We start from the raw sequence: 15,225 nt of genomic DNA, 5'->3' as shown, positions 1-15,225 counted from the left end.
CGCCGGCCCCGCCCGACCCTCAACCTTGAGACGCCTGCCAACCGACTCAACCAGCTGCTGCAAACAGCAGCATAACCCCCGCGTTGCTACGACCACTTGACTTTGCCCGAGAAACATCGGCATCTACTGTACGTTCGGCGGGAGCGGGTGGGCTAGATGTCCAGGTGGGTGGGCCCGAACATTTTCAACAACACATCAACCACGACGACGTTCGGCCCGTCTGCGGCAAACCCCGCCTTGAGCGCGTCCCCCACATCTTCGGGCTTCACTCGCTGCGCCGGGACACCGAACGCCTCGGCCAGCTTCACGAAGTCAGGACGGGCAAGCTCGGTATGCGTGGCCTTACCGAAGGCGTCGATCATGTATTCGCGCAGAATGCCGTAGCCGCCGTCGTCAACAATCAACCAGGTGACGGGGGCATTGTGCTGCTTGGCTGTAGCCAGCTCGGCAATGGAATACATGGAGGAGCCATCGCCGGCAACTGCCAAAACACGTGCCGCTTTGCCTTGGCTCTGCAGACCTAGCGCCCCACCAATCGCGGCGGGGAAGCCATAGCCCAGACCGCCGGCGCCCTGGGCCGAATGGAATTGGCCGTCCTTGGAATCCCAGCAGCTCCAGCCCCAGTAGGCGGAGATGGTCATGTCCCAAAACGTTTGCATGTCAGCCGGGACGGCCGCACGAATGTCGGCCATGAACGTGCGTTCCAGCGTCAAGTCCTGGCCATCAAGCCGGGCCTGCACCTTCGCGAGGGTGTCCTTGACGACGGTCTGCGGGGTGGCGCCATGCCAGCTGGCCTTATCGCCGTGGGGTTCGGTCAGCGCCTCATCAAGTGCCGACAGAGCCTGGCCGGCGTCGGCCCGGATGCCCAACGCGGGCCGGTTGGATTCCAGGACACGAGGTTCGGCGTCGATCTGGATGATGCGCCCGCGCGGCTCCATGGTGAAGTAGTTGCTGGACACCTCACCCAGCGAGGAGCCAATGACCACGAGGACATCGGCATCTTCGAGGACCTCGGTGACGTACCTGTCCTCGATCCACGACTGCAGCGACAGCTCGTGAGTCCAAGGGAATGCGCCATTGCCGCCCGGGGTGCAGATCACGGGGGCGTTGAGCTTTTCGGCGAGGGCCAGCAACTGCTCCTCGGCCCGGCCGCGGCGCACACCGCCACCTGCCACGATGGCAGGACGTTCGGCGGCCGAGAGCCACTTGACGGCTTCCCGGATGAGCTCGACGCGCGGAGGGTTGTCGAACGGTTCGGCCAGCGCATCCTCGACGGCCGGCACAAAGATGGGATCCAGCAAGACGTTCTGCGGAACTTCAAGCCACACCGGGCCTTGAGGTGAGGACACCGCTTCGGTCCACGCATCCTGAATGGCAGAGGGGATGCCGGAAGCGTGCTGGATGAGCCGCTGGCTCTTGGTGACGTTGGCGGCGGACGCCTTCTGGTCATCGAGTTGATGCAGCATGCCCTTGCGGCGGGCACCCAATCCCTCCAACGGGATCTGGCTGGCCACAACAATCATGGGCACACCGGTCGCGTAGGCTTCCTGCAAACCTGCCAAGGCCGTCAGCGCACCGGGGCCGGTGGACAGGAACAACACGCCCACTTCGCCCGTGGCCCTGGAGTAGCCGTCGGCCGCAAACGCCGAGTTGTTCTCCACACGAGAGGAAACAAAGTGCAGCGGCGAGCGGCTGAGTGCGTCAAAGAGACCCAAGGCGTGCTGACCGGGAATACCAAAAACTGTGTGGGCACCCAATGCTGTGAGTGTCTCCACCACAAGGTCACCACCGTTGCGCTGGACCTCAGCGGTCCCGCTTACCGGGGCGTTCACTTGGCGCCGTCCGGCGCGAACCCGGCCGGCCGGCGTCGTGCTTCAGCATCGAGCGCCTGAGCTGCGTAACCGTTGGGGGCGCCGAAGCGATCCCCCGCAACGTGATTGTCGGCCATCAAGGTGACAAGTTCAAAGCCAACATGGCTGGCGGCGATGCCGGTGATTTCGGCGTGGTCGTAGGCCGGGGCCACCTCCACGATGTCGGCACCGACGAGGTTCATGCCTCGGAAGCCGCGGATGATCTCGATAAGTTCACGGCTGGTGATGCCGCCGGCTTCGGGGGTGCCGGTGCCGGGCGCATGCGCGGGGTCCAGCACGTCGATGTCGACGGAAATGTAGAGCGGTCGCTTGCCGATGCGGTCGCGGATCTTCGCTACCGTCTCAAGCACGCCCTGGTAGTAAACGTCGGCGGCCGTGACGATTCCGAAGCCGAAGCGGTGATCGTCGTCGAGGTCCTTCTTGCCATAAAGCGGACCGCGGGTGCCCACATGGGAAATAGCCTCGGTGTCGAGGATGCCTTCCTCGACGGCGCGGCGGAAGGGTGTTCCATGCGTGTATTCGGCGCCGAAGTAGGTGTCCCAGGTATCCAGGTGAGCGTCAAAGTGCAGCATGGCTACGGGCTCGCCGGCGCGTTCGGCCGCGGCGCGCAGCAGCGGCAAGGAGATGGTGTGGTCGCCACCGATGGTGAGCAGCTTTGCGCCGCCGGAGGTCAGATCGAGCGCATTTTGCTGGATCGTTTCGATGGCTTCATTGATATTGAAGGGGTTGACAGCCATGTCGCCAGCGTCTGCCACCTGGCAGTTTTCAAAGGGCGAGACATCCCAGGCGGGGTTGTACGGGCGCAGCAGCCGCGATGCTTCGCGCACGTGGTTGGCGCCAAATCGCGCACCGGGCCGGTAGGACACCCCACTATCGAAAGGAACACCGACGACGGCGATATCCGTCTTGGCGACCTGGTCCAGACGCGGGAGGCGTGCGTACGTGGCAGCGCCCGCGTACCGCGGAATTTGAGAGGAATCGATCGGACCAAGATTCCCGTTGGCCTCGATGCGGAGCTCTTTCATGGATGTCCTCATTTCTAGGGCGTGACCCGAATTTTTGTGCCGTACTACGATGTGCGTCACATCCGAGCAGTTGTTCACCATCGTACAACCGAAGTTGCCTAATGGGAACCATATGTTTCCCATTAGATACCTTCCGTCGTGGAGCCGGACTCACTTGACCGCGAAACCGTACCCTGTGACCCACAAAATAGGGGCGTATAGATTCCGTAAAGAACCCACTTTTTCACCCCTCATCGGTGCTAGTCTCCATAGGCTGGGCGGTGGAGCCCCCAATTCATCGCCCAGCATTCCGCCACCTCCGGGCGGCACCACACTGAAAGCGGCACCACACTGAAAGGCAGCGCGTGACCTCCCTGACCAAAGATCCAAGCGAACCCTGGGATTCAGGAAAGCTCCACGGAAAGGCAGCCCTGCATCAATGGCTGCTCGAGGGCATGCCGGAAAGTTCGGGCAAACGGCAGGGACCCCACGGTCGTCCCGCCGCAAACCATAAGCCACATTCCTGGTGGCGGGTCATGTGCCTGACAGGCCTGGATTATTTCTCTACCCTTGGCTACCAGCCGGCCATCGCAGCGTTGGCGGCCGGCGTGCTGGCACCACTGGCCACCATTGTGCTGGTGCTCGTGACCTTGCTCGGCGCACTCCCCGTTTACAAACGTGTAGCCAGGGAGAGCCCCAACGGTGCCGGTTCCATCGCCATGCTCGAACGTCTCCTCCCCCGCTGGTGGGGCAAGCTGTTCGTCCTCGCCCTGCTGGGATTCGCCGCGACCGACTTCATGATCACCATTACGCTCTCCGCGGCCGATGCCACGGCCCACGTCATTGAGAATCCCTTTGCCCCGGATTTCCTGCACGGACAAAACATCATTATCACGCTCGTTTTGGTTGCCGCCCTGGCCGCGGTATTCCTGCGCGGCTTCAAGGAGGCCATCGGCATCGCCGTGGTTCTGGTGGCCGTCTTCCTGACGTTGAACCTCGTAGTCATCACGGTTTCCCTCATAAAGGTGGTGCACAGCCCACTTCTGACGAACGATTGGTGGACCGCTCTCACCACCCAGCACGGCAACCCGATCATGGTCGTTGCCATCGCCCTCCTGGTGTTCCCGCGCCTCGCGTTGGGACTCTCCGGATTCGAAACGGGCGTGGCCGTCATGCCCCAGATCAAGGGCCCAGCCACCGACACCGACGAAAACCCGGAGGGCCGCATCAAGGGCGCCCACCGCCTACTGACCACCGCCGCGGTCATCATGAGCACCTTCCTCATCACGTCATCCCTGGCCACCACCATCCTGATTCCTGCGGCCGAATTCCAGCCCGGCGGGGAAGCCAACGGTCGCGCCCTGGCGTTCCTTGCCCACGATCTCCTGGGCGAAGGCTTCGGCACCGTTTACGATGTCAGCACCATCGCCATCCTTTGGTTTGCCGGGGCCAGCGCCATGGCCGGACTGCTCAACCTAGTCCCGCGCTATCTGCCGCGCTTTGGCATGGCGCCCGAATGGGCCAGCGCCGTCAGGCCGCTGGTACTCGTGTTCACCGCCGTCGCACTTTTGATCACCATTATTTTCAAGGCCGACGTCGATGCCCAGGGAGGTGCCTACGCCACCGGCGTGCTGGTGCTCATCACCTCGGCGGCGATCGCCGTCACGCTTTCTGCCAAGCGCAAGGGTGAGCGCGGCAAGACCATTGCCTTTGGCGCGGTCTCGTTGGCGTTCCTGTACACCACCGTGGCGAACTCGATCGAGCGGCCGGACGGGCTGAAGATCGCACTCATGTTTATTTTGGGCATTGTGGTGGTCAGCCTCCTTTCACGTATACGCCGCTCCTTCGAGCTGCGGGCTACGTACATCCGTATGGACGAGGCCGCGATGGGCTTCGTGGCCGCAGTGGATGAGGGCAACATCCGGATCATTTCCCACGACCCCAAGAAGCGCAGCGCTGCAGCGTACCGACGCAAGCTGACCCAGGCCACGCAGGTCAATGAGATGGGCGATCCGCGCTGCGTGCTGTTCATGGAGGTCATTGTGGATGACTCATCGGACTTTGAAACAGCCCTCGAGGTCCGCGGCATCACCCGGCACGGCTACAAAATTCTGGAGGTGCACAGCTCCAACGTGCCGAACACGATCGCCGCAGTACTGCTGCACATTCGCGACGCCACCGGCATGATCCCGCACATTTACTTCCGCTGGACCGAGGGCAACCCCATCAGCAACCTGCTCAAGTACCTGCTCATCGGCGAGGGCGAAATCGCTCCTGTCACAAGGGAAGTGCTGCGCGAGGCCGAACCCGAGCTCACCGAACGCCCCTGGGTTCACGTCGGCTAAGGCGCGATTGGCCCACGACGGCTACGAAAATGCGCCATGAGGTGCATTTTGGGAGTCGGACATGCCCGTCTCTGCGTTGAGTCGTCACGTAACGCCCTTTAGAACGTTTCTAAAGGGCGTTACGTGACGGGTCGACGAACGAAGGGCCGAGGCACGAGGTCAGGGAGGGCGTGGGGACTACCAGCGGTTGTGGACGTCCTCGGCCCACCCCAGAATGTTGGCCACCCGGATCCGTGCGCCTGCGCTGTCGGTGATCGCGCCGTCGTAATGGCCAAAGCACTGATGAGTTTGATTCCCCAGCACGCCGAGATTGATGGCGGAAACCTTGTCGTAAAACGGGGTGAACACCAGGTCCGCGCTGGCGCCGTGGATGTGCCACGGCGCCAGCCAGGCGGTAGTGCTGTAATCCCAGACAAGATTCTCACTGATCTTGTGCAGGCGCCCATCCACCAAGAGCGAGTTCTCGGTGGCGCCGGTGCCGTCGGTCCATTTGGAACCGAGCTGGATGCCAATGATGCGCCCGTCCGTGACCCCGGAACCGGCTCCCCAGTTCCAATGCATCGAGTAGGGCCAACGCCCGCGGCCGTGGTCCAGCACCGCCCACGATTCGCCCGTCGGAATCTCAATAGCGACGCCGTCAACCCACAATGATCCGCTGGCCGGCCGGGCAACATCCTTGACCGTGTACTGAAATTGACGCTCATTCCAGGGCACCACAACACCGAGCGATTCATGCCCGGCAGGCCGTTCCGCCACAACATCCAACCGCACCCGATCCGTCACGGCACGCAGCCGCGTCCCACCGGGCAACTCATCAAGGTCAATCCGCAGCTTCTTGGTCCTGGCCCGGGCCGGCCCGTCCCCCAACGACGGCGCAAGGGTGGCACTGCCGCCGAGCACGCCGGTCACGTTGGCGCCGATCGATTCGCCCGTGCTCCGATCCAGCACCCACAATTCATGCACGGCTGCGTAGTCAAGCGAGGAAACCGTCAAGGCAATGATGTGAGTTGGGGAGGTCACCGCCCAATACTCCCAGCGCTTGTTCCGCCCCCATCGCTGCCTGCCGCGACCAATGCCGGAGGTGTCGTGCAGCGGTGTACGGGTCCAGCCCACCGCTGCAGGATTGAGCCGGCCGTTGGGCAGAACCAGCGCAACGGGGGCCGTGATTTCGGTTTCCACCAGCATGCTCATGACGTCGTCCTCGGGGTGGGTTGACGGTCAGCTGGCGCCGGAGCCCGACGCGGCCGGAACGAGAATCCAGAGCGCTTCCACGGGATGAGGTGAACGGTTTTCCCAAGTGTGCGGCTCACGGCCAGGGAACGACAGCGTGTCCCCGGCTTTTAGGTCATAGGACTCCTGCGTCATGATTAGGGTCAGTTCTCCGCTAATGATGTGCAGCACGTCAACATCGCAGTCCACTGTGTACAGCTCGGATTCGCCGCGACCGTAGGGGTCAATCGTGGCACTGAGGACTTGCAACTGGCGTTCCGAACGGGACGTCAGGAGCCGTTCGACGATTCCCTCGCCGCCCAAGGAGATCTTCGGACCCTCTCCCCTGCGGCTCAAATGGGTTTCCGAAGCGGCAAACAAGTCACCGATGTTGATGGAAAGCACCTGGCACAGCGTGACGAGTGAGGCCACACTGGGCGATGTCAGGTCTCGCTCGACCCTGCTGAGAAAGCCTTTCGTCAGCCCGGTGGCGGCGGCCACTTGTTCAATCGTGAGCCGCTGGTCCTGACGGGCAGCGCGGATGCGCGATCCAATAGCCACCGGATCGGAGCTTGGTTCTACGGGCAATGCTTTCATGACGGCTCCTCTTCGTGCCCACATTTTCAAGCAGCGTATTGACTGTAACTACAATCACAGTTTAGCCTAATAGACAACAAATGTTGCTTAAAGGGCAATTCCCGTTAGATGGAACCCAACTTCCATATTTCTAGGGTAGATCCCATAACTTTCGCATACTGGAGCATCACATGGATTTAAACATCGGCATAGTTGTCTTGTATTTAGTGGCCATGTTGGCCTTTGGCTGGTGGGGTAAATCCCGTACCAAGAACAATAGCGACTTTCTGGTGGCCGGCCGTCGCCTCGGTCCGTTCCTGTACACCGGAACCATGGCAGCCGTGGTTCTTGGTGGCGCCTCCACCGTGGGCGGTGTGGGCCTTGGCTACAAGTTCGGCATCTCCGGCATGTGGCTAGTAGTGGCGATCGGCGTCGGCGTATTGCTGTTGAGCCTTTTGTTCGCACCCACCCTGCAGAAGCTGAAGATCTACACCGTTTCACAAATGCTCAGCTTGCGGTACGGCCGGGAAGCAACGAAGGCCTCCGGCATCGTGATGCTCGCGTACACGATCATGATTGCCGCAACCTCCACCGGCGCCTATGCAACCATCTTCGTTGTCTTGTTCGGTTGGGACCGCTGGCTCGCCATCGCCGTCGGCGGCGCGATCGTGCTGGTCTACTCCACCATCGGCGGAATGTGGTCCATTACGCTGGCCGATCAGGTCCAGTTCATCATCAAGACCGTCGGCATCTTCTTCCTCATGCTGCCTTTCACGCTCAACGCCGCCGGCGGTATGACCGGTATCAAGAGCCGATTGGAAGATAGCTTTTTCCAGTGGGACGGCATCGGCGTAGGCACCATCGTGACGTTCTTTGTGGTCTACACCTTGGGCATTCTCATTGGCCAAGATATCTGGCAGCGCGTGTTCACCGCTAAGACTCCCGCCGTGGCACGCTGGGGTGGCGCCACTGCCGGTATCTACTGCATCCTGTACGGTGTGGCCGGCGCCTTGATCGGTCTTGCCGCCCGAGTTGCCCTTCCCTCCATTGATGTTGCCGCCCTGGGCAAGGACGCGGTCTACGCCGAAGTTGCCACGAACATCCTGCCCATCGGCATCGGTGGCCTAGTGATGGCGGCTGCCGTCGCTGCCATGATGTCAACCGCATCCGGCGCCTTGATTGCCGCAGCAACCGTTGCCCGCAAGGACGTAGTCCCCTTCGTGGCCAGCTGGTTCGGCAAGACGATCGACAACTCCGATTCCTCCAATCCGGAGCATGACATCAAGGGCAACCGACTCTACATTCTGGTACTGGGCGTCTTGGTCGTGCTGATCTCCATCCTCGCCTCCGACGTTGTGTTCGCCCTGACGATCGCCTACGACATTCTTGTGGGCGGCCTGCTCGTGGCCATCATCGGTGGACTCGTTTGGAAGCGCGGCACTGGCCATGGCGCCGCTTGGTCCATGGCGGCCGGTTGCGCCGTAACCCTGGGCCTGCTGGTCCTGTACGGCTCGGGCGTGCTGCATAGCTTTGATCCGTTCAACGACGGCATCTACGCCAACGAGCCCATCTACTTTGGCCTCGCCGCTTCCTTGGTGGTTTATGTAGTGGTGTCACTGCTGAGCACACCCACCCCGGTCCACATCCGCAAGGCCTGGGATGACCGCCTCGCAGCGGCCGCCACGGATTCCAACCCCGATGAGGTTGCTGCAGAACTGCAGAAGTAAGCGCCTCACGTTCGGGTGGGGGCGGGTGACGTAATTTATTACGTCGCCCGCCCCCACGGTGCTTTAAAGCAGTAGCCTAGGAAACAGCTTCATGAGATGCGATGTCAAGCTCCGACTGGTCGCACACCAACCCCATGCTTCACGGGTGGTTCGGATGAGGAAGTGACCGGTGGAAAAGTTCCACGGTAAGAGCACGCAAAGGCATTCACCATGACTCTGACTTCTGTAGCCCCCGTAATCAAGCGCCAGGCCGCCCGCACCTCCGGTATTCCGGTGCTGCCTGGGGTGGACGTAAACCTTGGTGCCGTCACTTTCTTCACCCCCACCGGCCACCACGCTTACTTCTCGCCCGAGCCGGCGGAACTTGTCGCGGCGCTGGAGAAGGCAGTACGCCCGGCCTTGTGGATCCCCGAGATTGGCACCTTGGTTGTAACCGTGGCGCAAACCGGGGTGCGGGCCGGTCGCGGATTGGGCTTCCGGCTGTCCGCCTACTAGGCCTTTACAAACCGCGTACGACGCCGGGTGCCCGGCCCGGGCTGGCCCCTCGCCTTGGCGCTGGGCTGCTCCGGGAATCACCCAACTAGGCGACTGCCGTCGGCAGGCCTTCCTTAACAGTGGCGATTACGGCACCTTGAGCCACCTCGTCGCCCTCAGCAACCAGCCACGCCAACGTGCCGGAAACCGGGGTGTTGATCTCGGCGTCGAACTTGTTGACAGTAACCTCAGCAATCACTTGGTAAGCCGTCACCGCGCAACCGTCCGCCGCACGCCATTCCATAAGGACTCCGGGCTCGGCGGGATCACCCGACATCATCGGGAAGAGAATATCCATAACCCACCGCCCTTCGGGCCGGCTGTTCGACCCCGCAACGACAGCATATGCGAGTCCCGTCCCCTATGGAATGCGCAGTGCCAATGTTCAGCGGGAATGTACAGCGGGAACACCGGCCTACGAAATCGGATCAGTTCAGGAGCCGGCGGCAGCCTTCTTCTTCGCGAACGTGGCGGATGCACTCCACGCGGCGGCCAGCGCTGCGGCGGCGCTCGATGCCATCACCACCATGCCGGCGTTCCCCTTGACGAGTCCCGCGATGAACAATGCGGCCATGCAGACCAATCCCATGGCGAATCCCATCCACTGGTAACGGGTTCCGTTGTTGCGGGCGGCGGCGTTAGTAGTAGCATTCATGGCTGGCTCCTTGGGATGGAAAGCAGATAGTTTGATGCGATGCCACGACTCTACGCAAGTACTTTCCACATTGGCAAGTACTTTCTGAAGCTTGATGGAAGATTCCGGTGACCCGAAACTTTTTCGCGAGGACAACCGGCCGAAAAACCGCGAAAATCCGCGCTAAAGTGGAGGCTGACTTTGAGGAGCAAGACCCGTGGCAGAACGCATTCCCACCCCAGCCGAGATCAAGCGGTGGCGTCAGTACCTGGCCGACGAACGGGCCGAGGCTGCCGTGTACCGTGATTTGGCCAAACGCCGTGAGGGTGAAGAACAGGCGATCCTCCTATCCTTGGCCGATGCCGAAGGGCGCCATGAGCAACACTGGCTGACACTGCTGGGCAGCCATGCCGGTTCACCAGTCAGGGCCTCTCTGCGCAACCAGCTGCTGGGCTTGTTGGCTCGCCGTTTCGGTTCGGTCTTCGTGCTAGCCCTGGCCCAACGTTCAGAATCGCGTTCCCCCTATGCCACCGATGTCGATGCAACCGCAGCCATGGCCGCGGATGAATCCATCCACGAAGAAGTAGTTCGGGGCCTTGCCACCCGAGGCCGGATCCGCCTCTCAGGAACGTTCCGCGCCGCCGTCTTCGGCGCCAATGATGGCTTGGTCAGCAACCTTTCACTCGTCGTCGGCATGGCCGCTACCGGTGTTTCGAGCCAGGTTGTCCTCTTCAGTGGGATCGCCGGTTTATTGGCCGGAGCGTTGTCCATGGGTGCCGGCGAATTTGTCTCCGTCCGCTCACAACGCGAGCTATTGGACGCATCCCAGCCAACCCAGATCACCTTGACGGCCGCCAAGTCGTTGGACCTTGAGAACAACGAGCTGGTGCTGGTTTATTTGGCACGCGGCATGTCGCACGAAGCGGCCGAACACCGGGCAGCCGAGCGCATGGGACAGTTCACCTGCGACTGCGACCCCAGCCTGTCGCTGCGTCCGGAGAATTTTGAGTCCGCCAATGAGCATGAGACGCTCGGCACCGCGTGGGGCGCCGCGAGCTCAAGTTTTTGCTTCTTTGCCTCCGGCGCCATCATTCCCATCATTCCGTTCCTCTTTGGGATGACGGGAATTGGATCGCTGGTACTTTCCTGCGTTCTGGTGGGTCTGAGTCTCATGGGAACCGGCGCCATGGTGGGCCTACTTTCCGGCGCCTCCCCGATGTGGCGCGGACTGCGCCAGCTTGCCATCGGCATGGGTGCCGCCGCCGCGACCTACCTTCTTGGCCTCGCCTTCGGCGGCGTGATCGGCTGATAGCAGCACTGCCTCTCCCCCGATGCAACGCTCGCGCAGCTATGACAAGTTTTTGAGGAACGCTCGCGCAGTAAAGAGCAGGTTTTGACGAACGCTCGCGCAGTTACCTGCGCGAGCGTTGCTTGTTTTCGCCCCGCTACTGCGCGAGCGTTGCCTGTTTTAGCCCCACTACTGCGCGAGCGTTCCAAGGGATGGGGCGGCAATTCACTTGGCCAGAAGTTGGCATGCCTCCGCGACGGTGTCCACAACATGCACATGGGGTGCCATGGAACGCCCCACCGCCAATTTCCTGAGCAGGGGCAGGACCGGGACCTCTTCTTCCCAATAACGGCAGCCCACCAAAACCATGGGTACCACGGCACCTTCGGCCGCATAGTAGTTCTCGCAGGCGTCCTGAAAAATTTCTTGGACCGTTCCCGCTGCTCCGGGCAGGAACACGATTCCGCCCCGTGACCGGTCCAGCAGGACCGCCTCGCGCAGCGCGTTCGTGAAGTACTTCGCGACCTTCGTTGCGAAAATGTTGGGCGGTTCATGCCCGTAGAACCATGTGGGAATGCCCAGGGTTTGGGCACCGTCAGGATACTCAGCCACAACCTCAAATGCGGTCCTGGCCCACTCGGTCACCGAGGGGCGGAAGCCGGGGATGGCAGCCAAGGTGAGGAGGGCTCGATCCAGGGTCCCGGCGTCGTACGCGGAAAGGTAGGCACCCAAATTGGCGGCCTCCATCGCTCCGGGGCCACCGCCGGTAGCCACCAGGAAACCGGCCAAGGTGAGAGAGCGGCCGAGCTCCGCGGCCTGGGCATATTGAACACTGCCGCGCGGCGCATCGTGGCCACCCATGACACCCACCACCGGAGTTGGCACCGCGGTCAAAAGATCATCGAGAGCATCGGAAATGGCGTGGTCATGCATGGCGGTGGCGAGCGTGGCATGTAGCGACGGGGCACGGCCCGCTTGGAGACTCCACTGGTAAATACGGGCATCGGGGACGCCCTCGTACTCAGCGTCGTCGATACCTGCGAAGAGTTCGGCGCCGGTGTAAAGATGCCCACGGTAGGCGTTAAACGGAAGATGGGGCAGCGTCGGGAAAATCAAGGCGCCGCGAGAACGCAGCAACTCCTCTACTCCAGGATCGAAGGTGCAACCCATGAAAACGGCCCCCGAAGCACGCAATGCCACGAGGATCGGTGACTTGCCGCGCAGATCCAACGATTGAAAGTGCCAGCCCCGCATGGACTTGGCGCCATGGGCCACCAGCTCATCAAAGCGGGGCATCGATTCAATCTCAAGGTCGCGGGGCGCAAGGGGTGCATTCACGCATTCAGCCTAGCCGCGGGGACGTCAGCCGGCGCCCCAAAATCCCGTTACGGTTGAAGTGATACTTTCAGGCGCCGCGCTGGCGCCCCACCAGGAGGAGCACCCATGCAGGAAATCAACACCGCCGATGTTTTGGCCGCGGATTCAAACGTCCAGATCATTGACGTGCGCGAGTCCGCAGAGCTGTCCACCGGCATGATCGAAAATGCTGTGCATATTCCTTCGGGATCGGTGCTGGACCGCGCAGGGGAACTCGACAAGTCGCGCCGCGTCATCGCCGTCTGCCACGGCGGCGGGCGCAGCAGTCGCGTTGCCGAGATGTTGACCGAGCTCGGATTCAATGCCGACACTCTGGGTGGCGGGATGAGCGGCTGGGAAGCCGAAGGCCTGCCGATGGTTCCGCCAGCTCAGTAGCGGCCTGAAGTTAAAGGAAACAGAAAGGGTCTTTGCCGTTGATATCAACGGCAAAGACCCTTTCTGTGTCCTGGATGCAGTACGGCCTGTTTAGCCGTTGAAGTCAGCCGGGTTCGGGCCCGTGCGGCCGTCGCGCTCCAGCGCATCGATTGCGGTCAGCTCGGCGTCCGTGAGGTCAAAGCCCAGGATGTCCAGGTTCTCGGCAATGCGGGCCGGAGTGACCGACTTAGGAATGATGACCCTCCCCTGCTGCAGGTGCCAGCGCAGGACCACCTGAGCGGACGTGCGGCCATGCGCTTCGGCGATCGCCAGCACGGCAGGTTCATTCAGGACGGCACCCTGCGCCATCGGGCTCCACGCCTCGGTGACAATGCCGTTCGCAGCAGCAAAGGTGGAGATGGCTCGCTGCTGCAGGGCCGGGTGGATCTCAACCTGGTTCACGGCCGGGACGGTCCCGCCCAGGGCAATGACCTTTTCAAGGTGCTCGGGCAGGAAGTTGGAAACGCCGATGGACCGCACACGGCCGGCAGCCAGCAGTTCCTCGAGGGCCTTCCACGAGTCCAGGTACGAATCCGTTGCGGGAGCCGGCCAGTGGATGAGGTACAAATCGAGGTAGTCAAGGCCCAACTTGGCCAGGCTGTCCTCATACGCGGCCAGGGTTGCCTCGTAGCCGAGATCGGCGATCCAGACCTTCGAGGTGATGAACAGTTCCTCGCGGGCCAGGTTTGAGGCGGCCAGCGCCCGGCCAACACCTTCCTCGTTGCCGTAGATGGCGGCGGTGTCGATGCTGCGGTACCCGGCTGCCAGCGCTGCCGTTACAGCCACCTCGGTCTCATCGTTGGGCACCTGGAAGACGCCGTAACCGCTCTGCGGCATGACCACACCGTTGTTGAGCGTAATCGTGGGGATGGAATTCATAATGTTCTCCTTGAATTGGATGGTTTAGAGGGCTTGTGCAGGCTCGCCTGCATGCGCGGCAAGAGGTTCGACGTCGGATGGCAGCTTTGCGTCGTCGGCTGCACTGAGCTTTTTGGCGTTCGCTGCCGCGTAGCTCATGACAATGACTGCCAGCACTGTCAATCCGGCACCGGCCCAGATGGGCGAGGTGTAGCCAAGTCCTGCCGTGATGGTGACGCCGCCGAGCCAGGCGCCCAGCGCGTTGCCGAGGTTGAAGGCGCCGATGTTGGCACCGGAGGCCAGCGTTGGCGCCGCTGCCGCGTACTTCATGACGCGCATCTGCAGGCCAGGAACGGTGGCGAAGCCAAATCCGCCCATGAGGAACAGGGAGGCGATGGTCATGGGCTGGCTGCTAGCAGTGAGTGCGAACAGGGCGAGAATGACCACCAGGACTGAGAGGGCGATCAGGAGCGTCTTGTCCACGTTCTTGTCCGCGGCCTTGCCACCGAGCGTATTGCCGATGAATAGGCCCACGCCGAAGAGGATGAGCAGCCACGGCACGGTTGTTGCGGCGAAGCCGGTTACGTCGGTCAGGGTGAAAGCTATGTAGGTAAACGCACCAAACATGCCGCCGTAGCCAAGAACCGTCACCGAGATGGACAGCCACACTTGGCGGGACTTGAAAGCTCGCAATTCCCCGCGCAGTCCGGCTCCGCGTTCATGGTGCAGATTGGGGACCAGTGCCAGGATGCCAATCAGCGAGATCACGCCGATGGCCGTGATGGCCCAAAACGTTGAGCGCCACCCGGCATGCTGACCCAACAGTGTTCCGAAGGGAACACCCAGCACGTTGGCCGCCGTCAGGCCGGTGAACATGATGGCGATGGCTCCGGCCTTCTTGCTCGGGGCCACCATGTCGGCTGCCACTACGGCGCCAATGCCAAAGAACGCTCCGTGACACAGGGCAGCGATGATGCGCCCAATCATCATGGTGGTGTAGTCCGGCGCCATGGCGGAAATCAGGTTCCCCACAATGAAGAGGACCATCAGGCCGGCAAGTACGGGCTTTCGCGGAAGTCGAGTCACGGCTGCCGTCAGGAACAGCGCACCAACGACCACGCTCAAGGCGTATCCGGAGATCAACCAGCCAGCGGTGGCCTCGCTGACCTGGAAATCTGCCGCAACGTCAGGGAGCAACCCCATAATGACAAATTCGGTGAGTCCGATGCCGAACCCGCCAAGTGCTAATGCGATCAGGCCGAGTGGCATGATTCTCCTTCAAAGACTTGGGAATGTGAAATAAGGCGCGTAGGCTAGTAGTTGCAGACGCTTTATAAATTGTTGCACACGCAATTAGCAGGCGCAAGCAACTAAATGCCTTTGTGCCA

At 61.8% G+C, this 15,225-nt stretch carries 14 protein-coding genes and 1 riboswitch; of the genes, 5 read left to right on the top strand and 9 right to left on the bottom strand.

All coding sequences use genetic code 11. The features are described from left to right. Window positions 1-152 precede the first annotated feature (152 nt). Window positions 153-1,832, bottom strand: coding sequence for a thiamine pyrophosphate-binding protein (locus ACP7B9_RS17160; protein WP_425865182.1), 1,680 nt, complete (start codon window positions 1,830-1,832; stop codon window positions 153-155). Further along, window positions 1,829-2,896: an agmatinase gene (gene speB / locus ACP7B9_RS17155; protein WP_425865181.1), complete on the bottom strand. Its 1,068-nt coding sequence runs from the start codon at window positions 2,894-2,896 to the stop codon at window positions 1,829-1,831. Before speB ends, ACP7B9_RS17160 begins: the two co-directional genes overlap by 4 nt. Window positions 2,897-3,240: 344 nt before the next feature. On the opposite strand from speB, the gene ACP7B9_RS17150 reads away from it, so the two are divergent. Continuing rightward, window positions 3,241-5,220 carry an amino acid transporter gene (locus ACP7B9_RS17150; protein WP_425865180.1) on the top strand — a complete coding sequence of 660 codons (1,980 nt, stop codon included), beginning with the start codon at window positions 3,241-3,243 and terminating at the stop codon, window positions 5,218-5,220. 177 nt (window positions 5,221-5,397) lie between these two features. On the opposite strand, the gene ACP7B9_RS17145 is transcribed toward ACP7B9_RS17150, so the two are convergent. Then, window positions 5,398-6,411, bottom strand: coding sequence for a DUF2804 domain-containing protein (locus tag ACP7B9_RS17145; RefSeq protein ID WP_425865179.1), 1,014 nt, complete (start codon window positions 6,409-6,411; stop codon window positions 5,398-5,400). Window positions 6,412-6,438: 27 nt separating this feature from the next. Beyond that, window positions 6,439-7,026 carry a helix-turn-helix domain-containing protein gene (locus ACP7B9_RS17140; protein WP_425865178.1) on the bottom strand — a complete coding sequence of 196 codons (588 nt, stop codon included), beginning with the start codon at window positions 7,024-7,026 and terminating at the stop codon, window positions 6,439-6,441. A 170-nt stretch (window positions 7,027-7,196) separates the two neighbouring features. Here ACP7B9_RS17140 and ACP7B9_RS17135 point away from each other — a divergent pair, with 170 nt between their 5' ends. Further along, window positions 7,197-8,732 (top strand): sodium:solute symporter, encoded by a 1,536-nt coding sequence (locus tag ACP7B9_RS17135; RefSeq protein WP_425865177.1) that lies wholly within the window; start codon window positions 7,197-7,199, stop codon window positions 8,730-8,732. A gap of 87 nt (window positions 8,733-8,819) precedes the next feature. Further along, window positions 8,820-8,930, top strand: a riboswitch (SAM riboswitch). Between the two features lie 12 nt (window positions 8,931-8,942). Beyond that, window positions 8,943-9,227 carry a hypothetical protein gene (locus ACP7B9_RS17130; protein ID WP_425865176.1) on the top strand — a complete coding sequence of 95 codons (285 nt, stop codon included), beginning with the start codon at window positions 8,943-8,945 and terminating at the stop codon, window positions 9,225-9,227. A gap of 85 nt (window positions 9,228-9,312) precedes the next feature. On the opposite strand, the gene ACP7B9_RS17125 is transcribed toward ACP7B9_RS17130, so the two are convergent. Continuing rightward, window positions 9,313-9,564, bottom strand: a complete 252-nt coding sequence (locus tag ACP7B9_RS17125; protein ID WP_425865175.1) for a biotin/lipoyl-containing protein — start codon at window positions 9,562-9,564, stop codon at window positions 9,313-9,315. Window positions 9,565-9,699: 135 nt separating this feature from the next. Continuing rightward, a complete protein-coding gene (locus tag ACP7B9_RS17120; protein WP_425865174.1) occupies window positions 9,700-9,921 on the bottom strand; it encodes a hypothetical protein in 222 nt (73 codons plus the stop codon). Window positions 9,922-10,117: 196 nt separating this feature from the next. Between ACP7B9_RS17120 and ACP7B9_RS17115 the strand changes: the two genes are divergently transcribed. After that, window positions 10,118-11,209, top strand: coding sequence for a VIT1/CCC1 transporter family protein (locus tag ACP7B9_RS17115; RefSeq protein WP_425865173.1), 1,092 nt, complete (start codon window positions 10,118-10,120; stop codon window positions 11,207-11,209). Between the two features lie 204 nt (window positions 11,210-11,413). On the opposite strand, the gene ACP7B9_RS17110 is transcribed toward ACP7B9_RS17115, so the two are convergent. After that, window positions 11,414-12,484, bottom strand: coding sequence for an LOG family protein (locus ACP7B9_RS17110; protein WP_425865188.1), 1,071 nt, complete (start codon window positions 12,482-12,484; stop codon window positions 11,414-11,416). Between the two features lie 147 nt (window positions 12,485-12,631). Here ACP7B9_RS17110 and ACP7B9_RS17105 point away from each other — a divergent pair, with 147 nt between their 5' ends. Beyond that, window positions 12,632-12,940 (top strand): rhodanese-like domain-containing protein, encoded by a 309-nt coding sequence (locus ACP7B9_RS17105; protein ID WP_425865172.1) that lies wholly within the window; start codon window positions 12,632-12,634, stop codon window positions 12,938-12,940. 90 nt (window positions 12,941-13,030) lie between these two features. Here the strand turns inward: ACP7B9_RS17105 and ACP7B9_RS17100 are convergent, their stop codons facing one another. Both ACP7B9_RS17100 and ACP7B9_RS17095 read right to left on the bottom strand, forming a co-directional pair. After that, window positions 13,031-13,858 carry an aldo/keto reductase gene (locus tag ACP7B9_RS17100; protein ID WP_425865171.1) on the bottom strand — a complete coding sequence of 276 codons (828 nt, stop codon included), beginning with the start codon at window positions 13,856-13,858 and terminating at the stop codon, window positions 13,031-13,033. Between the two features lie 24 nt (window positions 13,859-13,882). Then, window positions 13,883-15,106, bottom strand: a complete 1,224-nt coding sequence (locus ACP7B9_RS17095) for an MFS transporter (RefSeq protein WP_425865170.1) — start codon at window positions 15,104-15,106, stop codon at window positions 13,883-13,885. Window positions 15,107-15,225: the final 119 nt, after the last annotated feature.

This window comes from Arthrobacter sp. TWP1-1, from assembly GCF_049897845.1.
GTDB lineage: Bacteria > Actinomycetota > Actinomycetes > Actinomycetales > Micrococcaceae > Specibacter.
Note: the sequence above shows the minus strand (reverse complement) of the source record. Positions and strands in the feature narration are given on the sequence as shown.

Bases quoted from the DNA above. Each gene is read 5' to 3' on its own strand.
- ACP7B9_RS17140 (WP_425865178.1), bottom strand. From the start codon at position 7,026: ATGAAAGCATTGCCCGTAGAACCAAGCTCCGATCCGGTGGCTATTGGA.
- ACP7B9_RS17105 (WP_425865172.1), top strand. From the start codon at position 12,632: ATGCAGGAAATCAACACCGCCGATGTTTTGGCCGCGGATTCAAACGTC.
- speB (WP_425865181.1), bottom strand. From the start codon at position 2,896: ATGAAAGAGCTCCGCATCGAGGCCAACGGGAATCTTGGTCCGATCGAT.
- ACP7B9_RS17145 (WP_425865179.1), bottom strand. From the start codon at position 6,411: ATGAGCATGCTGGTGGAAACCGAAATCACGGCCCCCGTTGCGCTGGTT.
- ACP7B9_RS17120 (WP_425865174.1), bottom strand. From the start codon at position 9,921: ATGAATGCTACTACTAACGCCGCCGCCCGCAACAACGGAACCCGTTAC.
- ACP7B9_RS17130 (WP_425865176.1), top strand. From the start codon at position 8,943: ATGACTCTGACTTCTGTAGCCCCCGTAATCAAGCGCCAGGCCGCCCGC.
- ACP7B9_RS17110 (WP_425865188.1), bottom strand. From the start codon at position 12,484: ATGCCCCGCTTTGATGAGCTGGTGGCCCATGGCGCCAAGTCCATGCGG.
- ACP7B9_RS17095 (WP_425865170.1), bottom strand. From the start codon at position 15,106: ATGCCACTCGGCCTGATCGCATTAGCACTTGGCGGGTTCGGCATCGGA.
- ACP7B9_RS17125 (WP_425865175.1), bottom strand. From the start codon at position 9,564: ATGGATATTCTCTTCCCGATGATGTCGGGTGATCCCGCCGAGCCCGGA.
- ACP7B9_RS17100 (WP_425865171.1), bottom strand. From the start codon at position 13,858: ATGAATTCCATCCCCACGATTACGCTCAACAACGGTGTGGTCATGCCG.
- ACP7B9_RS17135 (WP_425865177.1), top strand. From the start codon at position 7,197: ATGGATTTAAACATCGGCATAGTTGTCTTGTATTTAGTGGCCATGTTG.